The 17,590-nt window shown below is 58.9% G+C and carries 15 protein-coding genes and 1 CRISPR repeat array; of the genes, 1 reads left to right on the forward strand and 14 read right to left on the reverse strand.

Features of this window, described 5'->3' with window-relative positions; all coding sequences use genetic code 11:
• The first annotated feature begins 5 nt into the window (after nucleotides 1-5).
• Nucleotides 6-1,022, forward strand: coding sequence for a class I SAM-dependent methyltransferase (locus tag JOD69_RS00745; protein WP_086133609.1), 1,017 nt, complete (start codon nucleotides 6-8; stop codon nucleotides 1,020-1,022).
• Here the strand turns inward: JOD69_RS00745 and JOD69_RS00750 are convergent.
• From JOD69_RS00750 to JOD69_RS00815, 14 genes are all read right to left on the reverse strand, one after another.
• Entirely contained in the window at nucleotides 1,003-3,702 is a 2,700-nt protein-coding gene (locus JOD69_RS00750) for a PAS domain-containing protein (protein ID WP_210023737.1), read from the reverse strand. The two genes, JOD69_RS00745 and JOD69_RS00750, sit on opposite strands and share 20 nt — an antisense overlap.
• A 956-nt stretch (nucleotides 3,703-4,658) precedes the next feature.
• Nucleotides 4,659-6,765: a CRISPR direct-repeat array (repeat unit 29 nt; unit sequence CGGTTCATCCCCACGTACGTGGGGAACAG).
• A gap of 91 nt (nucleotides 6,766-6,856) precedes the next feature.
• Entirely contained in the window at nucleotides 6,857-7,168 is a 312-nt protein-coding gene (gene cas2e, locus JOD69_RS00755) for a type I-E CRISPR-associated endoribonuclease Cas2e (protein WP_210023738.1), read from the reverse strand.
• Nucleotides 7,149-8,069, reverse strand: coding sequence for a type I-E CRISPR-associated endonuclease Cas1e (gene cas1e / locus JOD69_RS00760; RefSeq protein WP_210023740.1), 921 nt, complete (start codon nucleotides 8,067-8,069; stop codon nucleotides 7,149-7,151). Before cas1e ends, cas2e begins: the two co-directional genes overlap by 20 nt.
• Nucleotides 8,070-8,081: 12 nt before the next feature.
• Nucleotides 8,082-8,570 carry a DUF3368 domain-containing protein gene (locus JOD69_RS00765; RefSeq protein WP_210023741.1) on the reverse strand — a complete coding sequence of 163 codons (489 nt, stop codon included), beginning with the start codon at nucleotides 8,568-8,570 and terminating at the stop codon, nucleotides 8,082-8,084.
• Nucleotides 8,551-8,889, reverse strand: a complete 339-nt coding sequence (locus JOD69_RS00770) for a type II toxin-antitoxin system prevent-host-death family antitoxin (RefSeq protein ID WP_086135105.1) — start codon at nucleotides 8,887-8,889, stop codon at nucleotides 8,551-8,553. Before JOD69_RS00770 ends, JOD69_RS00765 begins: the two co-directional genes overlap by 20 nt.
• 39 nt (nucleotides 8,890-8,928) lie before the next feature.
• Nucleotides 8,929-9,624 carry a type I-E CRISPR-associated protein Cas6/Cse3/CasE gene (cas6e, locus tag JOD69_RS00775; protein ID WP_168183878.1) on the reverse strand — a complete coding sequence of 232 codons (696 nt, stop codon included), beginning with the start codon at nucleotides 9,622-9,624 and terminating at the stop codon, nucleotides 8,929-8,931.
• Nucleotides 9,621-10,343, reverse strand: coding sequence for a type I-E CRISPR-associated protein Cas5/CasD (gene cas5e, locus JOD69_RS00780; RefSeq protein ID WP_086135107.1), 723 nt, complete (start codon nucleotides 10,341-10,343; stop codon nucleotides 9,621-9,623). The genes cas6e and cas5e overlap by 4 nt, the downstream gene beginning before the upstream one ends.
• Before the next feature lie 2 nt (nucleotides 10,344-10,345).
• Nucleotides 10,346-11,389 carry a type I-E CRISPR-associated protein Cas7/Cse4/CasC gene (gene cas7e / locus JOD69_RS00785; RefSeq protein ID WP_086135108.1) on the reverse strand — a complete coding sequence of 348 codons (1,044 nt, stop codon included), beginning with the start codon at nucleotides 11,387-11,389 and terminating at the stop codon, nucleotides 10,346-10,348.
• A gap of 31 nt (nucleotides 11,390-11,420) precedes the next feature.
• A complete protein-coding gene (gene casB / locus JOD69_RS00790) occupies nucleotides 11,421-11,921 on the reverse strand; it encodes a type I-E CRISPR-associated protein Cse2/CasB (RefSeq protein ID WP_086135109.1) in 501 nt (166 codons plus the stop codon).
• A complete protein-coding gene (casA, locus tag JOD69_RS00795) occupies nucleotides 11,918-13,552 on the reverse strand; it encodes a type I-E CRISPR-associated protein Cse1/CasA (protein WP_086135110.1) in 1,635 nt (544 codons plus the stop codon). Before casA ends, casB begins: the two co-directional genes overlap by 4 nt.
• 12 nt (nucleotides 13,553-13,564) lie before the next feature.
• Nucleotides 13,565-13,711, reverse strand: a complete 147-nt coding sequence (locus JOD69_RS00800; protein ID WP_168183879.1) for a hypothetical protein — start codon at nucleotides 13,709-13,711, stop codon at nucleotides 13,565-13,567.
• A gap of 286 nt (nucleotides 13,712-13,997) precedes the next feature.
• The gene (locus JOD69_RS00805; protein ID WP_086135111.1) at nucleotides 13,998-16,742 is read right to left on the reverse strand and encodes a CRISPR-associated helicase/endonuclease Cas3; all 2,745 of its coding nucleotides are present in this window, start codon (nucleotides 16,740-16,742) and stop codon (nucleotides 13,998-14,000) included.
• A 51-nt stretch (nucleotides 16,743-16,793) separates the two neighbouring features.
• On the reverse strand, nucleotides 16,794-17,060 hold the full coding sequence (locus tag JOD69_RS00810; protein WP_205781130.1) for a type II toxin-antitoxin system RelE/ParE family toxin: 267 nt from the start codon (nucleotides 17,058-17,060) through the stop codon (nucleotides 16,794-16,796).
• Nucleotides 17,061-17,124: 64 nt separating this feature from the next.
• Nucleotides 17,125-17,397, reverse strand: a complete 273-nt coding sequence (locus JOD69_RS00815; RefSeq protein WP_086135112.1) for a type II toxin-antitoxin system Phd/YefM family antitoxin — start codon at nucleotides 17,395-17,397, stop codon at nucleotides 17,125-17,127.
• Nucleotides 17,398-17,590: the final 193 nt, after the last annotated feature.

Genomic DNA, 17,590 nt, shown 5'->3' on the forward strand with positions numbered 1-17,590 from the left:
CACCCATGAATCCCCAAGCTTCGGCCCTGGACAAATTTCTCGAGCAACACGCCGTCGAAAGCAAAGGCGATGTTCTGATTTTTCGCGCCATACCGGGAGACTATCTCCGGCGCTTGGACGGACACTCGATACTGTGCCAGCAAACTTACAAGCCGGAAGCAGATGCGCTAGTCAAGCTCGGCTTTAAAGTCGTCGCCGATCCCGATGCGCCGTCCGGTCTCTGCATCGTTTTTGCGACCAAGCACAAGGAAGAGACCCTTTACCACATGGCGCGGGCGGTTTCCCTGCTGAGCGAGGGCGGGACCCTCGTGGTTGCCGCCGCCAATGACCTGGGCGCGTCCTCGCTGGAAAAACGCTGCGCGGAACTGCTCGGCGTCGTTCGATCGTTCAGCAAGCATAAATGCCGGGTATTCTGCGGAACAAAGGAAACGGCCCGGCTCGACCAAGCGCTGCTGGCATCCTGGCTTGGCGCCGGCGAACTTCAGCCGATTCCGGGAACGGATCTGGTGAGCCGCCCCGGCGTATTCAGCTGGAACCGCATCGACCCCGGCTCGCGCCTGCTCGCCGAGTATCTGCCGGATGATCTGACGGGACGTGGCGCCGACCTCGGCGCCGGTTACGGCTATTTGAGCCGGATGCTGCTCGCTCGTTCTCGCTCCGTCGCCGAGCTGCACCTGTTCGAGGCCGAATGGAAAGCGCTGGAAGCTGCCCGGCGCAACCTCGCCGCGTTTGCCCACGGTGTTCAGCTACATTTCCATTGGCACGACGTCACTGCGGGGTTGCCCATCGACCGGCTCGATTTCGTCGTCATGAACCCGCCGTTTCACTCCGGCCGGGAGGCGGAGCCCGGCCTGGGCCAGGCATTCATCCGCGCGGCTCTGGCTTCCCTCAAGCCCGGCGGCCGTCTCTACGTCGTCGCCAATCGGCATTTGCCTTACGAAAAACTGGTTCGGACGTACGCCGAGCATGAAAAAACGCTAGCCGAAGCCGGCGGCTATAAAGTCATGGAAGTGCGGAAATAAGGGGGAGATGGACAATAAACTCGCTGCCTTTGCCGGGGCCTTCGCTTTTCGCCTCGATCCTTCCCTCATGCAGTTCCACGATTTTCCGAACGATGGTCAAGCCTAGGCCCAGCCCGCCTTGCGCGCGGTCCAGGGTACGTTGGCCTTGGGTGAAAATATCGAATAGATAGGGCAATAAGGTGCCGGGAATACCTTCTCCCGTATCGCGCACCGAGATCACCGCGTCGCCGTCGTCGCGGGTAACCGTCAGCCAGATTCGCCCTCCCTGCCGGGTGTACTTGGCCGCGTTGTTGAGCAGATTGGACACCACTTGGGTCAGGCGCACGGGATCGCCCTCGAGCGGCATCGGTTCATCGGGCATCGAAACGGACAATGTATGATGCTGGGCGTCGATATACGATTGGCTGGTCTCGATCGCCTGTCGTACGACCGTGGCGATATCCAGCGGAGTCTTGTGCAGGGTCAGCTTGCCCTGAACGATCCGCGACACATCCAGGAGGTCGTCGACCAGCCGAGCCAGGTGGTCCACCTGCCGGTCCACCATGTCGCGAGCCCAGAGTATCTTTGGATTGTCCAAGTCGAGCCTGCGCATGATCTGCACGGCATTGCGGATCGGAGCCAGAGGGTTCCTAAGCTCATGGCCGAGCATGGCGAGGAATTCGGTTTTCCGCTGGTCGGCTTCGCGGAGCATTTGCTCCGCTTTTTTGCGCTCGGTGATGTTCGTATGCGAAATCACCGCCGCTCCGGGCGGCGCTCCGAGCGGGGTGACTTGCATGACGAACCAGCGTTCCCGATCCGGGGCATGGCAGGGATACTCGATCGCGAAACTTTCCCGCTCGCCTTTCAGCACGCTCAGAATGCCGGTGTATGCCGTTAGGGCATCGTCCGAAACTCCGCCGGAACTGGTGCGGCACACCTTCAGATAATTCGCTCCGATATCCGTATTCGGGACCGGTGTTCCGGGTTGCGGACCGTTTTCGCGCGCGAAGCGCTGCCAGGCTTGGTTGACTGCCAGGATGTTTCCCTCCCGGTCGACTACGGCTACGTGCTCGAGCAGCGAGTCGAGTATGGCGCGATTCAGAGCTTCGCTGGCTTGCAGCGCTTCCTCGACGCGCCGGCGCTCGGTAATGTCGATGCCGATGCCGCCGACGAATTGGGTCCCCGCGGGATCTTCGAACGGAAACTTGAAAACCCACCAGCAGCGGCGTTCCCCGGTGAGATCGGGGGTTGTTTCAGTGGTCTCGACCGTCTTGCCGCTGATCAAGGCCTCCCTGTCGTTCTTTTGGAACTGCTCTGCAATCTCTCGCGGCCAAAGTTCGAAATCCGTTTTTCCGAGCCAATCCTCCGGTCGCACTCCGAGGCGGTCGTCACGAACCTTGCTCATGTACACATATCGTCCTTGCGTATCTTTCATCCAGGCTACGGCCGGACTATTGTCCATGAAAGCATGAAACCGCGTTTCGCTTTGCACGAAGTCCCGCACCAGCGGCGTAATATCGGCCAAGGCCGCGACAGCGCCGCGCGGGGAGCCGCCACTATCGAACAGCGGCGTTGCCCGGCCGGCGAGGTAGTGACGTTCGCCCGTGGGAAAAACGAACTCCAGCGAGGTTTCCTCGACCGGCTGATCTGCCGCGATCGCCCGGCGCAAGGTCGATTCGACGGGCGTGAGCGGAGCCTCGGTGCTGCGGATGGTTGATTCGGATGGGCGCCCTGCCGTCTCGCCGACATTCGATTCGGCAGCGACACCGGTGAAAGCCGCTGCGGCAGGATTGCCTCTTACAGTGCCGCAAGCGACGTCGTCGGCAATCCATACGGGTATCGGAACCGCATCGAACAGGACGGACAGTTCTTCGTTGCTTTGGCGCAGCGCCTCTTCGGCTTTCTTGCGCTCGGTGATGTCGCGGATGAAGCCGTGCGCGAGGATGCTGCCATCCGGTTCGAGTTTGGGCACGGCGCTTCCTTCGATCCAGATTTCGCCCCTGATCGGGTGTCGCACGCGCCATTCGGCTTGCCAATCGGACAGGGCGCGCGCCGATCCGGCGATCGTAGCGCGCAAGTATTCGAGATCGTCGGGATGAACCAGGGCGAAGGCGGGTTCCGCATCATCCGCTAAGTTCTCGGGCGGAATGCCGTAAATTTCCGTCCATCTGGGGCTGGCGTAGGGAAGGCAAATGGTGCCGTCGGGTTTGAATCGAAAGGAGCAAATGGCCAGCGGCACCGTGGCCACGATGTTGGCCAACTTTTCCTCCAGTTCGGATCGCCGTTTTTCGGTTTGCCGATGTTCGGCGATTTCGGTCCTGAGCTGAGCCTTTCGTTCAAGTACCTCATGCAGCGCCCGCCGTTCCATCGTTCGCAAACGCGCGACCACCAGACTCATCAGCGTGCCAACCGCCAACAACAACACTACGCGGAGTCTCTCCCTTTCTTCGACGATGAACAGCGAATCGACAGGTTCTTCCAAAAAGTAGGCCCCTACGGCGGCGCTTAACACGGTGGCAAGGAACCCGGCTCGAAACCCGCCTAGCCAAGTCGCGAACAGAACCGCGACCAGAAAAAGAAGCAGGGGAGGCGCCCCCCAGAAGATCGGCTGAAGAGTCTTTAATATCAGCATTACGGCGAACGTCGCCAATACCGCCAATACATAGCCGTTCAAAAAAAGGCGTTTAAGGTGACGCACCATCTTTCTACCGCTTTTCCTGCGGAATTTAACAAATTTATGAATCTTACCGCTCCGGGTTTCGAGTTGCCGGGAAATCCGACAGAAATTTCTCGACAATTATCTCGTCCGCATCCAGACATTCGTGGAGCGTACCCGTGCGTTCAACCTAGAAATGGCTGTTGGACGTGCCCGAGTGTGCGGCGGGCTGGCCGGATGGCGAGCCTGTCCTGAGCCCGAGTCGAAGGGTATGCCCAGAGCCCCGTCGAAGAAGCGCGAGACGGGGAGCGGTGCCGGCGCACAGCCGCGACCGGGTAGTCTCCCGCAACCAGGATCGGGTGCGTAGCGGCTCCCCTCAAACGTTGAGGAAGCTGAAAGCCGGAACACTCGGGATTCATGAGACTTTTTGAGTCGATCCGAGCGGTGAAAGGCGGTTTCCAAGTTCAAGAGTTTGAACAAAGGCGAAATCGCGTCTGAATATGGGCGTGCACTCTTTGCTCTGAGCGAACATGAGCGGAGACGCGTCGGGCAAATATATGAAGATCAACCGAAAACAGCAGGCTGTAGGCATATTGAAACGAATATTATCAAGGACAGCGCGCAGCGCTTGAACTGGTAGAACAACGTACGTGGAGGCGAGCCGCGCGCATAGGAACCGCGAACGCCCGCCCCGGACGGGCGGGCTGGCTGAGGCCACAGGGAAGTGTACTTGCGGTGCCCTGGAACGGACTATCCGGTTCATCCCCACGCATGTGGGGGTGAGCGGCGGGCGTAGGAGCCGCGAACGCCCGCCCCGGATGGGCGGGCTGGCTGAGGCCACAGGGAAGTGTACTTGCGGTGCCCTGGAACGGACTATCCGGTTCATCCCCACGCATGTGGGGGTGAGCGGCGGGCGTAGGAGCCGCGAACGCCCGCCCCGGATGGGCGGGCTGGCTGAGGCCACAGGGAAGTGTACTTGCGGTGCCCTGGAACGGACTACCAGGTTCATCCCCACGTATGTGGGGAACAGTTGCGGTCCTCGGCTTGCAGGCGTTCCGCATACGGTTCATCCCCACGTATGTGGGGAACAGTCGATTGCTGGCGCAGTTTTCAGCGGATTGACCGGTTCATCCCCACGTATGTGGGGAACAGGCCATCCGCCTGAGGCGTAACCGTCGTTTTATTCGGTTCATCCCCACGTATGTGGGGAACAGGCTATTGGGGTAATCGTGGTATTCGCACTGGGCGGTTCATCCCCACGTATGTGGGGAACAGGGCTATGTTGGGCTTAGCGGCTATTGCCATCGGCGGTTCATCCCCACGTATGTGGGGAACAGCGATAGGTCATTCCGCCGCTCGGATGCCGGACCGGTTCATCCCCACGTATGTGGGGAACAGCTCGAAAGCAAGGGGCCGGGCGGGCTGACAATCGGTTCATCCCCACGTATGTGGGGAACAGGCGACGATCTCATCACGTTCAACGAATTGCGGGCGGTTCATCCCCACGTATGTGGGGAACAGGACTATGGAAATGTAAACGCCGTCTTTTCCACCGGTTCATCCCCACGTACGTGGGGAACAGGTCCTCGCTGATCATGATGTGATTTGGTCTGCCGGTTCATCCCCACGTACGTGGGGAACAGATATTGCCATCGGAGTGCCAGATGATTTCGGCCGGTTCATCCCCACGTACGTGGGGAACAGTCGAATACCCGCTTAGGCAACTTATACGGGCGCGGTTCATCCCCACGTACGTGGGGAACAGTTCGCGCCGAACGTGCCGACCTCGGCAACGGCCGGTTCATCCCCACGTACGTGGGGAACAGATGCCGGCTTCGGTTTACGGCCAGCCCCTTTCCGGTTCATCCCCACGTACGTGGGGAACAGCAGATAGTCAACTGCGATCTGTTTTTCGACCCCGGTTCATCCCCACGTACGTGGGGAACAGATTCTCCAATGATTATTCAGGTACCGCCTGAACGGTTCATCCCCACGTACGTGGGGAACAGCGCCTCGTTCAGGCTCATCCCGGCTTTTTCGGCGGTTCATCCCCACGTACGTGGGGAACAGTGACGCTGCTCGGTAAAACGCTTCCCCGCGACCGGTTCATCCCCACGTACGTGGGGAACAGAGACGCGCCCGCTGGCGCGCCCCGCATTGTGACGGTTCATCCCCACGTACGTGGGGAACAGGCCGCTGCGCAGCGGCCTGTGTCCTGTTTTTCCGGTTCATCCCCACGTACGTGGGGAACAGTTTCGATTATTCCATGCTGCAAAGAGTGGCAACGGTTCATCCCCACGTACGTGGGGAACAGCGCTCCAGGCGGGGTGTTGACTTGCTCGGGGGCGGTTCATCCCCACGTACGTGGGGAACAGCCATAACCGGCGTAAATCGTCGCAAAAGTCCCCGGTTCATCCCCACGTACGTGGGGAACAGGCAAGTTCCCGGTTAATGGTCCAGGGCCGTGCTCGGTTCATCCCCACGTACGTGGGGAACAGAATCTCCTGTCGGATATCAAAGATTCTCTGAGCGGTTCATCCCCACGTACGTGGGGAACAGTTTCTCCCGTTCGTAGTTAGCTGTTGCTATTACGGTTCATCCCCACGTACGTGGGGAACAGTGATCAAGGATCGGTGGTTTTGGGCCGACGCTCGGTTCATCCCCACGTACGTGGGGAACAGTGCTCTTACTCCGCGTATCCTGTCTCGCATCTCGGTTCATCCCCACGTACGTGGGGAACAGGCGAACTCAATCATGAGCGCGGCGGAAAGACACGGTTCATCCCCACGTACGTGGGGAACAGGCAACACTACACAAGAATATTTCGAGACAAATCGGTTCATCCCCACGTACGTGGGGAACAGAGCAGGGTAGGGATATTTACCGGGGGAAAGAGCGGTTCATCCCCACGTACGTGGGGAACAGGTATACTCTGAGGCGTAACCTGCAACGAATCCCGGTTCATCCCCACGTACGTGGGGAACAGATTGATGACATCCCCCGCAGAATTAGTAGTGACGGTTCATCCCCACGTACGTGGGGAACAGGCGTACCGGGCTCGGAAAAAGGAGCAGGGCATCGGTTCATCCCCACGTACGTGGGGAACAGACCATTTCTAACCTATTGTTAGGACTGGCAAAAAATACCGGTCGAAATTCTACCGGCGATTCGCCGCTTTGAAAATGAAAAATCCGGGTTGTTAAAGAGCATTATTTCCCTCTCCGTTGGCCGGTTCGGGAGGATAGAAGGACACCAGTTTCAGGCCGTCCAGTTCGACCGGCATGCGCCGGTTCTTGCCGAGGGTTACGAAGTCGAAGCCCGATTCCGTATTGGTGGACCATACCATCACGGCGTTGCCGTCTCCGAGGCCGGCTTCGACTTGCGTCCAGAGCATCTCGCGCACACGCTTCGACAAATCGCCGACGTAAACGCCGGCGCGAATTTCCACCAGCCACACGCCCAGGCGGCCGCGCAGCCGGGGAGGAACGTTTTCAACCACGATGACCAGCATCGCCGAGACTCTTGGGGTTGGGGATGGCGGGGCCGACGGCGTCTTCCGGGGTTTCCGGCGGTTCCAGGCCGCCCGCGGCGAGCACGTCTTCGATGGTGGGGATGATCTGCTGCAGGAGCTTGGTTTGCCGGAAGACGTCCCGGCAGGCGAGGCGGACGGCGCGTTCCGGTTCGCCCGGCTGCTGGGAGGCGATCTTGAAGGCGACCGGCACGACGGTGTCGAATTTGAAAAGGTCGGCGATGTCGTAGACGAATGACAAGGGTTTTCCGGTGTGGATGAAACCCACCGCCGGCGCGTAACCCGCTGCCAGCACTGCGGCTTCGGTGATGCCGTACAGACAGGCGGTGGCGGAGCTGACGCAACGGTTGGGCAGATCGCCGGAGCCCCATTCGTCGGCGTCGTAGTTGCGGTGCTTCCAGGTGACGCCATAGCGCTTGGCAAGCAGTTCGTACAACTTTCGCACCCGCGCCCCCTCGATGCCGCGGAGCTGCTGGACGCTGCGCCGCTCCGGCGGCTTTTCCTTGAAGCGAATCTCGTACATCTTGCGCACCACCTTGAGCCGGGCGTCCTCGTCCAGGGCGAGCTTGGCCTGATACAGAAGACGGTCGGAGCGCGCGCCGCCCGGCTGCCCCGAGGCGTAGAGCCGAACCCCGGCTTCGCCCACCCAGACCAGCAAGGTTCCGACCCGCGCCGCCAGCGCCGCCGCCCGGTGCGACACCCGCGTTCCGGGTTCCAGCATGATGCAGGCGATGGAGCCCACCGGAATGTGGGTGCGCACGCCGGTCTTGTCGATCACCACGAACGAGCCGTCGAGCACGTCGATTTCGCCGTATTCGATGAAAATGAGCGAAATGCGCTCTTTCATGGCGATGGGTTTGAGGGGAGGGAGAAGGTCTGTCATGGCGTATCAGCCTCAGTCTTCGCCCGCAGCGGCGAGTACGGCCGCGCGCAGATCGGGGGCGATAAAGTAGCCCTGGGCGCGCAGCACGTCCATCGGTACCGCAACGGTGTCGATATACCCTTGCCGCTTCGCCAGCAGCAGTAAACCGCAGACCCCCACGATCGGCACACCCAACCGCCGCGCAGCACGGAGTCCACGCAATTCGTCCACAAGCAGGTGGGCTTTTAACTGATGCGCAAGCGCCAAGGCGGCGGTTTCACCGGCATCCAGGCGCGGAACCGCAATTCCTTCGGGCCAGGCCGCATCGTCCACCACGTCGAGTTGCCCTCCCTCGACGAATGTTTTTATCGCCTGTGCGTCGGGCCGCCGTGCTTGGGCAAGGCATTCAGCGAATACCGTGGACGGCAACACCGCGCGCGTGAACAATCGAACGGGCAAATCCAAAAGACCGAGTTTGGCGAGCGCGATGAGCGGACCGCTATCAGCGACGAGACACGTCATCCATGTCCGCCAATTCCTGACGCAGGTCTTCCGGCGAATAACGCACCACCGGTATTTCACGCGCCGAACATTCTTCCATGAATTCGGCCAGCGTCATGCCAGCCAGCTTGGCGGCTTCACGGAGCGACAGTGCTTCCTCATCGAACAGTTTCACCGCCAAGGCCACATTCACACCCTCGCGCAACAGGAAGTCATCGAAGGGTACGGCTACGAAGATCGGCTGCCCATGTTTGGTGACGACGGAAAGCTTGCCCGCTTCGGCATCGCGTACCAGTTCGCCGGTCCGGTCGCGCAAATCGCGGATCGTAAAGGTGTGCATGATGTCTTCTCCAAATATGCCCACAAGTAGGGGAACAATTTATCCCAAGCGCCGTACTAACAGCAAACCGCAGCCGAAGGCTTTGGCAGGGCCGATGCCGGAAAACAAAGCGTGCTCTACAAAAGCTATGGGTTCGGTCACGGTCAGTTCGCCCTGAAAATCAAGCGTACTAAATGTGACCGGCTTATCGCCTTTTTTCAAAAAGCGATGTTGTTCATAACCATCAACTTCCAAGGATTCAGTGTCGAGGTGGAATCCATATTTAGCCGCTCGCGCCGCCAGCCACGCTGTACCTGCTCGCTGAATGACTTCGGCTAACGGCGGGCGATCATTCTCGGGCAGGGTTTTCCAGTTCAACGCGCGTTTAGCCTCCATCACCACATCGTGGCGGTGAGTCCGCGCCTTGCCGCCAGTGCGGATTTCGCCTTGCCGCCGCGCCACGATGGGATTGGCGCGCAGACGAAACTCCAACCGGTCGCCGACGGCAAGATTCGGCCGGTATTCGCGGGATTCGAGCATCCAGGCCGAGGATGGGGCGGCAGGCGGCGCCGGTGAAACCAGGTAATACGCAGTTTGGCCGCCGGAAGCGCGGGTGAACAGAAACTCTCTGCGCGCTGTGTCGGGAAACAATCGCCACAGTAACTGATGTTCGCGATAAGGGTTATCCAGTTCGAGCAGGCACTCGCGTGCCTCCCGCCGGCTCAAATCCAATACGGCTTTACTAAAATACCTCACGTGTCCTCCCGCAATGCCTGATACTCCTCGCGCTCGCCGAATTGCCAGCGACTACGATGGATCAGCCGATCCTTGCGCTGTACCGTTTGGAACTTGCCGAAACCGCTCTCGACGCCGTCTTCCCAGTAATAATCCACGCCTTTCTGCCGCCGAATCCTGTGGTCCAGTTCCCCACAAGGCTGGAATTTCGCTTTTGCGAAGGCGTCTTTAAGGCTGTCGGCACTAACCACCTGTGCTTCCAGAGGTAACGCGGGAGGACAGGCTTTGCGTCCAAGATAAAGCGTGAAGCGCGGGCTGATCAGTGCTTCGCGCAGTTCCGCAAGGGAGTGCCGCGCTTCCGCTTTCGCCCATAGGCAGACGGTATGTACGGCATCGGCCAGATAATCGCGGGTGGAAAGAATGGTGTTCAGATCGTCGGCAGCCAGCTCTTCCCGCCGGGTGTTATGAACCGTGTTGCGCCGCGCCGGCGGCACCTGCGCGGTATGGAAATCGCGTAGTAAATGGCCCGGCAGATCGGTGCGCACGGCGAGACCGTAACCGTCATGCAAAGACCGGTGGACTTCGTTTTCCTCCCGCCTGATCCCGAGAGCAGCGCCCAACAAGCCGGCAATGGCGGCTTTACCGGGCCGGTTGTCGGTCGGCCTGAATTCTCCCACCGCCGTATCGCCCCAGGAGGCCAGCGGCGCATACAGGCGAAACAGCAAAAATTCCGGCATCATTCTTACTCCGTGGCGAAGCGGATTAGGTCATTCAAGCTTCCTTCGCCTTGCTCTGCATTGAAGGCGTAGCGAGCCGCGGCGCAGTCGCCATAAACCTTATCCAGCTTTTCCATACGGTCGTTCAGGCGGCCGATAGCCTGGTTGATAAAATCCGGCCCGACCACCGGATCGACGAAAGCCAGGGACAACGAGCGCGGCTGTTGGTCACCTTTTTCAGCCAGCGCATAGGAGGCATAGGCGCGCGAGGCATAGCTGTTTTGTTTGCCGGCGGGAGCGATCTTGCACATGGCTTCGAGGATCGCGGCCAGCGTTTTTTTCGTTAGTCCGTCATCACCTTGCAAATTGTCCCGCAGCAATTCCCGATTGATGCAGGCATAGAGATAGAACACGCCGGCGCCGAAACCGCTTTCACCCATGTGTCCCGCGCCCATGTTGGCGCGGTTCAAATCATCGACGGCAGTAAAGAAATCATCTTCTTCCTGCACCTTGTGGACGGTGATGGCGTGGGCGATCTGGGCGGCGGCCTCGGTGTTGAAGTCCGGTGAACTCGCCAACATGCGGCCAAACAGGGCGATATCGGCGGCCCGGTGTTCGTGGCGCAGCAGCTTCAACTGTTCCTCCGTCGGCGCGGAGCCTTGAGCGGCCAGGGTTTGCACCAGGCTATCGATGGCGGCTTGTTCTTCCGGGCTGAAATGAGCCAGCTGTTCGATGTCCAGTTCCGCCAGTTTGTCGGTGGTTTTCTTCAACGCGCCGAACCGGCCGGCAATGGCTTTGGCCCACTCCTTGGCGTCTTTTTCCGCCACGCCCCGCGCCGTCAGATCGCGATAGATCTTTCGGCCCATTTCCTTGGTGCGCACCCCCACATGCCCTTCCAGGGTTTGCGCGAATAATTCCGAACTGCGCCAGGCGCGCTTGAGGCTTTGGGAGGAAATCCGCAGGCGTTTGACACCGCCGACAATGGCGGATTTCGGGCGGCTTAAATCGTCCCGGTTCAGATTGGAAGGCGGATAGGACGTTAACAGGTGCAATTGCAGAAAACGATGCATGGGGGATTTCCTTCTTGTTGTTGGCTACAGATTAGGATTGTGAGGCGTTCTTGGCGGCCTGGGCGAAATAGGCGTAGGCCCATTCCTTACGGATTGAGTCGTTCCAGTCGTAGAGGCTCCGCGCCAAATCCCGGACATTGGCGGTTTTGTCCAGGAGGCCCAAGACGCGGCGCATGAGCGGATAAAGCTCGTCCAGGGTTTGCGCTTCCAACAGACGGCGGAAGCGCGCGGCGCTGACCGCGGGCTTGGCGTCACCGGTCGCCATGGCTTGCGGCAATTTTTGTGCGTCGTTCGCGCGGACATGGGCCAACAGCCCCACGATAGCGGCCAAACCTTCACGCCCACATGGGTCAAGCCCGACCTGTTCCTCCAAAGGCTGGGCGATGGTGTAGAAAGCCGGACAGAGCAGAACTTCCGTGATCGTGGCGCATCGGGACAATGCCGCCCGCTCGCCTTTGTTATTCTCCAGTTGTTCCCACCACCGATATAACGTTTCGCTGGCGGGTTGCTTCGGCTCGAACGGATTCTTCATGGCGTGTTCCCCTTTTCCATGTCTTCGTTCCCCTCGTCTTTGGGCTGGATTTTGGGCAATTCGAGCGTTTCGGCGCGCAGCTTCTTGCCATTCAGCTTCTTCTGCAATTCGATGTGGGCCAAAGCGATACGCTCGGCGTTTTCATGTTCCCAGGCGCCGGCATGGGCGTGATAATCAAACGAGTGCCGGGTGTGGTCGCGCAAATCACGATACCAGCGTAAAGCCAAGTCCTGGCGCTGTTCGAGTGCCAGCCCGGTGCTCCGGCAAGCCGCGGCCGCCTGCTGCAACAGCCTGTAAAAACCAGCTTCGGTGTCATGCCAGAACGCTACGTCGAGATAAGCCAGCTTGGTGGTATCGACTTTTTCTTCGGGGCCGAACCAGGCCTGGCGCAAAGCCGTGCGCAGATAGACCGCGCACAATTCCGCCGCTCCGATCAAGCGCCGCGTGAAATCATGAAACGCCTCTCGCCAGATGTCCGGTATGGCGTGCAAGGGCATGACCGATTCGTACCAGCAGCGCGGCTTCATATTGTCCATGTCGTAACCGAACGTCCACAGTTGCACGGTGTCGCCGGTTTCGGCACGTTTTCCGAACTGGGACACCACTCTGGCCGCTTCTCCGTTGGTGTCGGCTCCGGTCGCCGCCAATCCCGGCCAATGCCGGTAAGTCATGCCGCCGGGCTGGGCGTGCAAAGGCAACGGCTGTTTGTCCTTGTCGTAGTAATAGGGACTTAACGGATGTTTCCAGCCGACGTAATTCGCTCCATAGTTCTTGGTGACGTACTGGGTGACCAGCGTTTCGTGGGGCTCGCCCGACAGACTGCATAGGCCGCTTTCGGTGTGCTGGAAATCCAGGCGGATGCGACGTGGCGTGGCCCAGTAAGCGTGGGCCGGATGAGTATTGGCCGGGGCATAGACATAGCCCGACTTCGCGTCGCTGGTTTTGATTGGCCCGGCCCAGGGAAACAGAGCTTCCGGCGTATTTGGCCCTGACCAGTCGTTCAGGAAATCCGGCTGCGGCAGCACGTTCCACCACAGCAGTTCCCACAGCGAGAGAGGCCGATTATCGTGTTTTGCTGGCATGACCAGGGTAGTCAATGGCCCGCCGCCGCGCAGGGATGTGCGGTGCCCAACACCACCGCTGGGTGCGTTGGTTTGTAGGGTGAGCAAAGCCATCGCCGCACAGGCTGGACTGAGGCCATTGATATAACCGCGTTTGACGAAATGATCGGTGTTGTCGCGTTCGGCCTTGGCGCCGGGCGCATCGATGAGCAGGGCGCCGATAGGCTTGGGCTCGCCTTCGACAAGGTCGTAATCCTGCATGAACCGAACCCCATCCCCTGCCAACTCAAAATATGGCGCATAAGAAACGAAATGCTCTTGCAAGATTTCGGGCGTGGGCGGCGACTCGCACCGATCCCGCCAAGCTTCTTCATCTTCCGGAGGGCTGAGGGTTTGCAGGAGCCCTATGAGGAATTGCGCCAGAGCGGCGTTGAAATCCAGGCGCGGCGCATCAAGCCGGACAATGGGATCGTCATCCAGACCTTGCGTGAGTTCATAGGGCGCAATAACCGCTGCCAAGCCGCTGGCGCGGCGTACCGGCAACCAGCGATCTGTAATCAGATTTAGCATGAGAGATTCCCCTTATCCGATCAGCAGTTTGGAAGCCAGCATCAGACTCACACCCAAAGCCAGGATTAACGCGAGCAGGGTCATGGCAAACAGACCGGGCAAGCGTTGACTGACTGTCGTCGACTGAAACCAAGCGATGATCTGTAACAGTTCTCTCACAATGTGTCTCCTGGCTCGTATGGAGTCAGGAATCATAGAGGCACTTAAATGAAATCTCAAGGGGTGATTACTCAGGTAAGTACGCGACCAGAGAATTCGTATAAAATAGACTTGGTCCCCACACTCAAGTAAGCCACTGGGAGGAAATCGCCCCCACCTATTTGCAGTGGGGATGAACCGGGGTGATTACTCGGTTATGTGACGTTCCCCACGCCCGTGGGGAAGGCGACGGGCTACAAAAGCCCGTCGCCTTTATCTATCAGCTATCGATCGGCGAAGACAAGCACTAAGGCTCAACGCTCAGCCCGGACCGTTCGGAATAACTGACCTTAACTCGCCGTTTCTTTCCATTCAAAGCATCACAACGCCAGGCACCGTCGGCTTCAATCAGCGGCAACAACACCGACCAGCGTCCCTTGCCGGGCAAGGATGGCTTGAGTTTCTCAAGCTCATTTCGAAGCGCCGCATCTTCGATCACGGCATCCATCACTAGCGCCTGGCGCACCCGTACTTCGCTCAAATGCCAGCCATCCTCGCCTTCGTGCCAAGGCAAGAGCTGTCCCTCCCGCCAGCGAGCAAGGCGCAATGTGTGGGTTTCCTCGCCTAACCGGGTCAGTGCAATGCGGTCTTCCCACCAGGTTTCCTCGTCCGCCTGATAGCCTGCATCCAGGCGAATCGCATGGTGTTTGACGGCGGATTGTTGCACCAACCGGCCTGCTTCGGCATCGAAATGCTTGCCCAACAAGGCACCCGGCATTGCTTGATCCGCTTCGGGGCCATAAACGCCTTCGATCAAAGCACGGGCATCCTCCGGCATTCGGAATCCTTGTTGGTCGGCCAATCGCTTGGCCGTCAGCCATAACTGACCGTGGTTGGGATAAACCGCCGCGCCCTTGGGGAAAAAGCCCTGGTACCAATCCTCGCCAACCTCGCTGTCGGGCAAGGGGCCGAAAACGATAAGCTGCGCTCCGCCGCGCCGATCCGGCTGACGGGCGGGTAAAAGGTTGCCTTGCTCGTCACGCGCATGGCGTTGCAAACGCCCGGCCCGCTGAATGAGCAAGTCTATGGGCGCGAGATCGGAGACCAGCAGATCGAAATCCACATCCAGAGATTGCTCCACCACCTGGGTGGCAATGACCAATTGTCCCGCCCGCTCCGTTGGACCGGAGTCTTTGCCAAAACGCTGGAGCATAGCGTCTTCAATGCATATCCGGTCGCCCGTGGTGAAGCGGGCATGAAAAAGATGGACGCGCGCAGGATCGAAGCGCTCGTCGTCCAGAACGCGGGCATGGGTTTCCAATGCGTCGGCCACCGTGTTGCGTATCCAGCAGGCGCAACCGCCGGCGGCGAGCGTCTCGTGCAGCGCCGCCCAAACCGATGCTTCCTCGGCCTGAAGTTCAACCCGCACCGAGCGCGCCACCTCGGGGCGAGTGCCCAACGGTATTTCGTTAGGTTTGATTGGGGAGTCGCTTATCTGCGTCAGCAGTGGATAAGCATCGGACTGTAAAGACTGAATACCCGCGCCCAGTCCACGCCGAAAGGCATCGGCCAATTGCTGTCGGCTTGCCAACGGCAAGGTGGCTGAAAGCAGAATCGCACTGCCGCCGGCACGGGCCTGCAACGTGAGAAGCTGATTCAGCAAACCCAACATGTAGGCGTCGCAGGCATGGACTTCATCCACGATCAGCAATTTGCCGAATAAACCCAGCACTCGTAGCGACTGATGCTTGCTGTGCAATACCGCCAGCAGGGCTTGGTCGACAGTGCCCACGCCGACATGGGCCAGCAAGGCTTTTTTCCGATTATCGGCAAACCAGGCATTGCAGCGGGCGGAGGCCGATTCATCGGTAGCGTTGAGGCGCTCATCTTCGACCGCATGCTCAAAAGGAAGAATCGAGGATTGAAAGCCGTCGGATAAGTGTGCCGCACCATGCGCCAATACCAGCGAAGGCTTTGCCGTTGCAGCGAACAAACGGTTGTAAACCGGTGCAATGCGCACATACATGGCATTGGAGGTCGCCATGGTCGGCAGTGCGAAATACACGCTATCGGCCAGGCCCGCCGCCATCAGACGCTGCGAGAGAATGACGGCGGCCTCGGTTTTGCCTGCCCCAGTTACATCTTCCAATACAAACAATTGCGGCCCCGACGCTAGCGGCACCCGGTCCGCTTCCATTTGCAAAGGCGTCAGGCCGGTTTTCAGGAACTCGAACAAGGTTTCCGGCTGCTGCGACGGTGCTACGGCAATCGGCAATAGATCAGTCGCCGCTACCGCTGATTCTGCCTGGTTTAGCGTGGAATCCCAGTATTTCTCCAGAGGCCATTCGTCCGAACGGTAGGGAAAGAAATCCTGGTTCGATCCCAACCAGTCCGCCAGCACCGCAAGACCCGCCAGCCACCACGAAAGCGCCCGGCTGGCTTTGGCGAAGGTTTTTGGATCGAGCGTGCTTAGAGCTTTTTCTAGGTGTTCCGTCAAGAATAGATGCCGAACGTCTTCGGCGAATTCGGCGGCGGCAAGCCGATCCTCGGCAAAGAAATGATCGGTCAAAATAAACCCCTGTCCGACCGATTTGGCCAGTATAGGTGGCTTGCCGTGATGCCCCATGACTGCCGAAGCCCAGTATTCCAGCGTGTGATTGGAGAACGTGGCAAAAGCGGAAAGTGGCTGCAATTGGGGCCAGAGACATTGTTGCCAGTAGGCAAAGCCTAAGGAATCGTGGCGAACTGTGTAATTATTCGAGCTGGTCTTGCTTTGCAATCTTTTCAGTATATCCGGCCGTTGTCCTTGGAATCTCTCGCTGAACTTGCCGAGATCATGCAGCGCTAAGAAAAAACCGAACAGAGCAACAAGGATTGTTTCGTCCAAGCCCAGAAAATTGGCCAAAAATGATCGTAAGCGATGCGTCCGACGCAGAAAAGTCACACCTACCGCCGCCACATCCAGACTGTGATACGGCAAGAGGTGGTAAGGTGTCCCGCCTTCTCCTTCTTTACGGGCTTTTCCCCAATATCTCCAAAACCTCTTCTCCATTTCTTATCCCCCATTAACCAAAAACTAGCAAAATCGCTTCGTACTTTTCTTCTAACAACGCTTTCCCAATAACCGCCGCGCCAGCAAGATCTGCATGTCGCGCCGTCCGTCCGCGATCAGCATGACATAGACGGTATCGTCGATGGTTCGATAAACGATTCGGTAAGGCTTGAAGAATAATTCGCGGTATTCATGAATGCCGAGGGCCGATAGCTCTCTCGGGTAGACGCCCTGCTTGGGAAATTCCGCGAGGCTATCGAAAACATGCTGGATTTCGTCCAGCACGTGAGCGGCGCGTCCGGTGAATCCCGTGTGCAAATGTAGTCGAACGGATCTTCGAGGTCATCGGCGGCATCAGCGGTCAAAAGAACGCGATGAACCATCACTCTCGTCCCTTGTTGCGTAATCGGCCGATAACATCGGCCGGTTCCTGCACGTTGCCGGCTTCGATCTGCCGGGTTCCGAGCGCCAAAATTTTCAGCAGCGCCAATGTTTCCTGCGTTTCCTCATAGGTTTTGACGTCCTGGATAACCGGCTTGGCTTCGCCGTTCTGGGTAATTACCAGGGGTTCGCGTTCTTCGGTGAGTTGGCGTATGACCTCGGCGGCGTGGGCCTTGAGATGGCTAATGGGCTTGATCTGTTTGGAATATTTCATTGGTGGGTTCCGGATTAAAGCAGTTTCCATTCGTACGTAAGGATTGATTGCAAATGGGCTTAGTGTGGGAGCGGGCTTTAGCCTGCGATCAGGCGATTATCGCGGGCTAAAGCCCGCTCCCACGAGCCGTAAACCACTCCGACAGCCGCTCTAAAGAGGAGGACTGGATTTAGTCTTAATTTGGTTCCTTATC

The organism is Methylocaldum sp. RMAD-M, assembly GCF_017832375.1.
In the GTDB taxonomy this organism is placed as follows: Bacteria; Pseudomonadota; Gammaproteobacteria; order Methylococcales; family Methylococcaceae; genus Methylocaldum.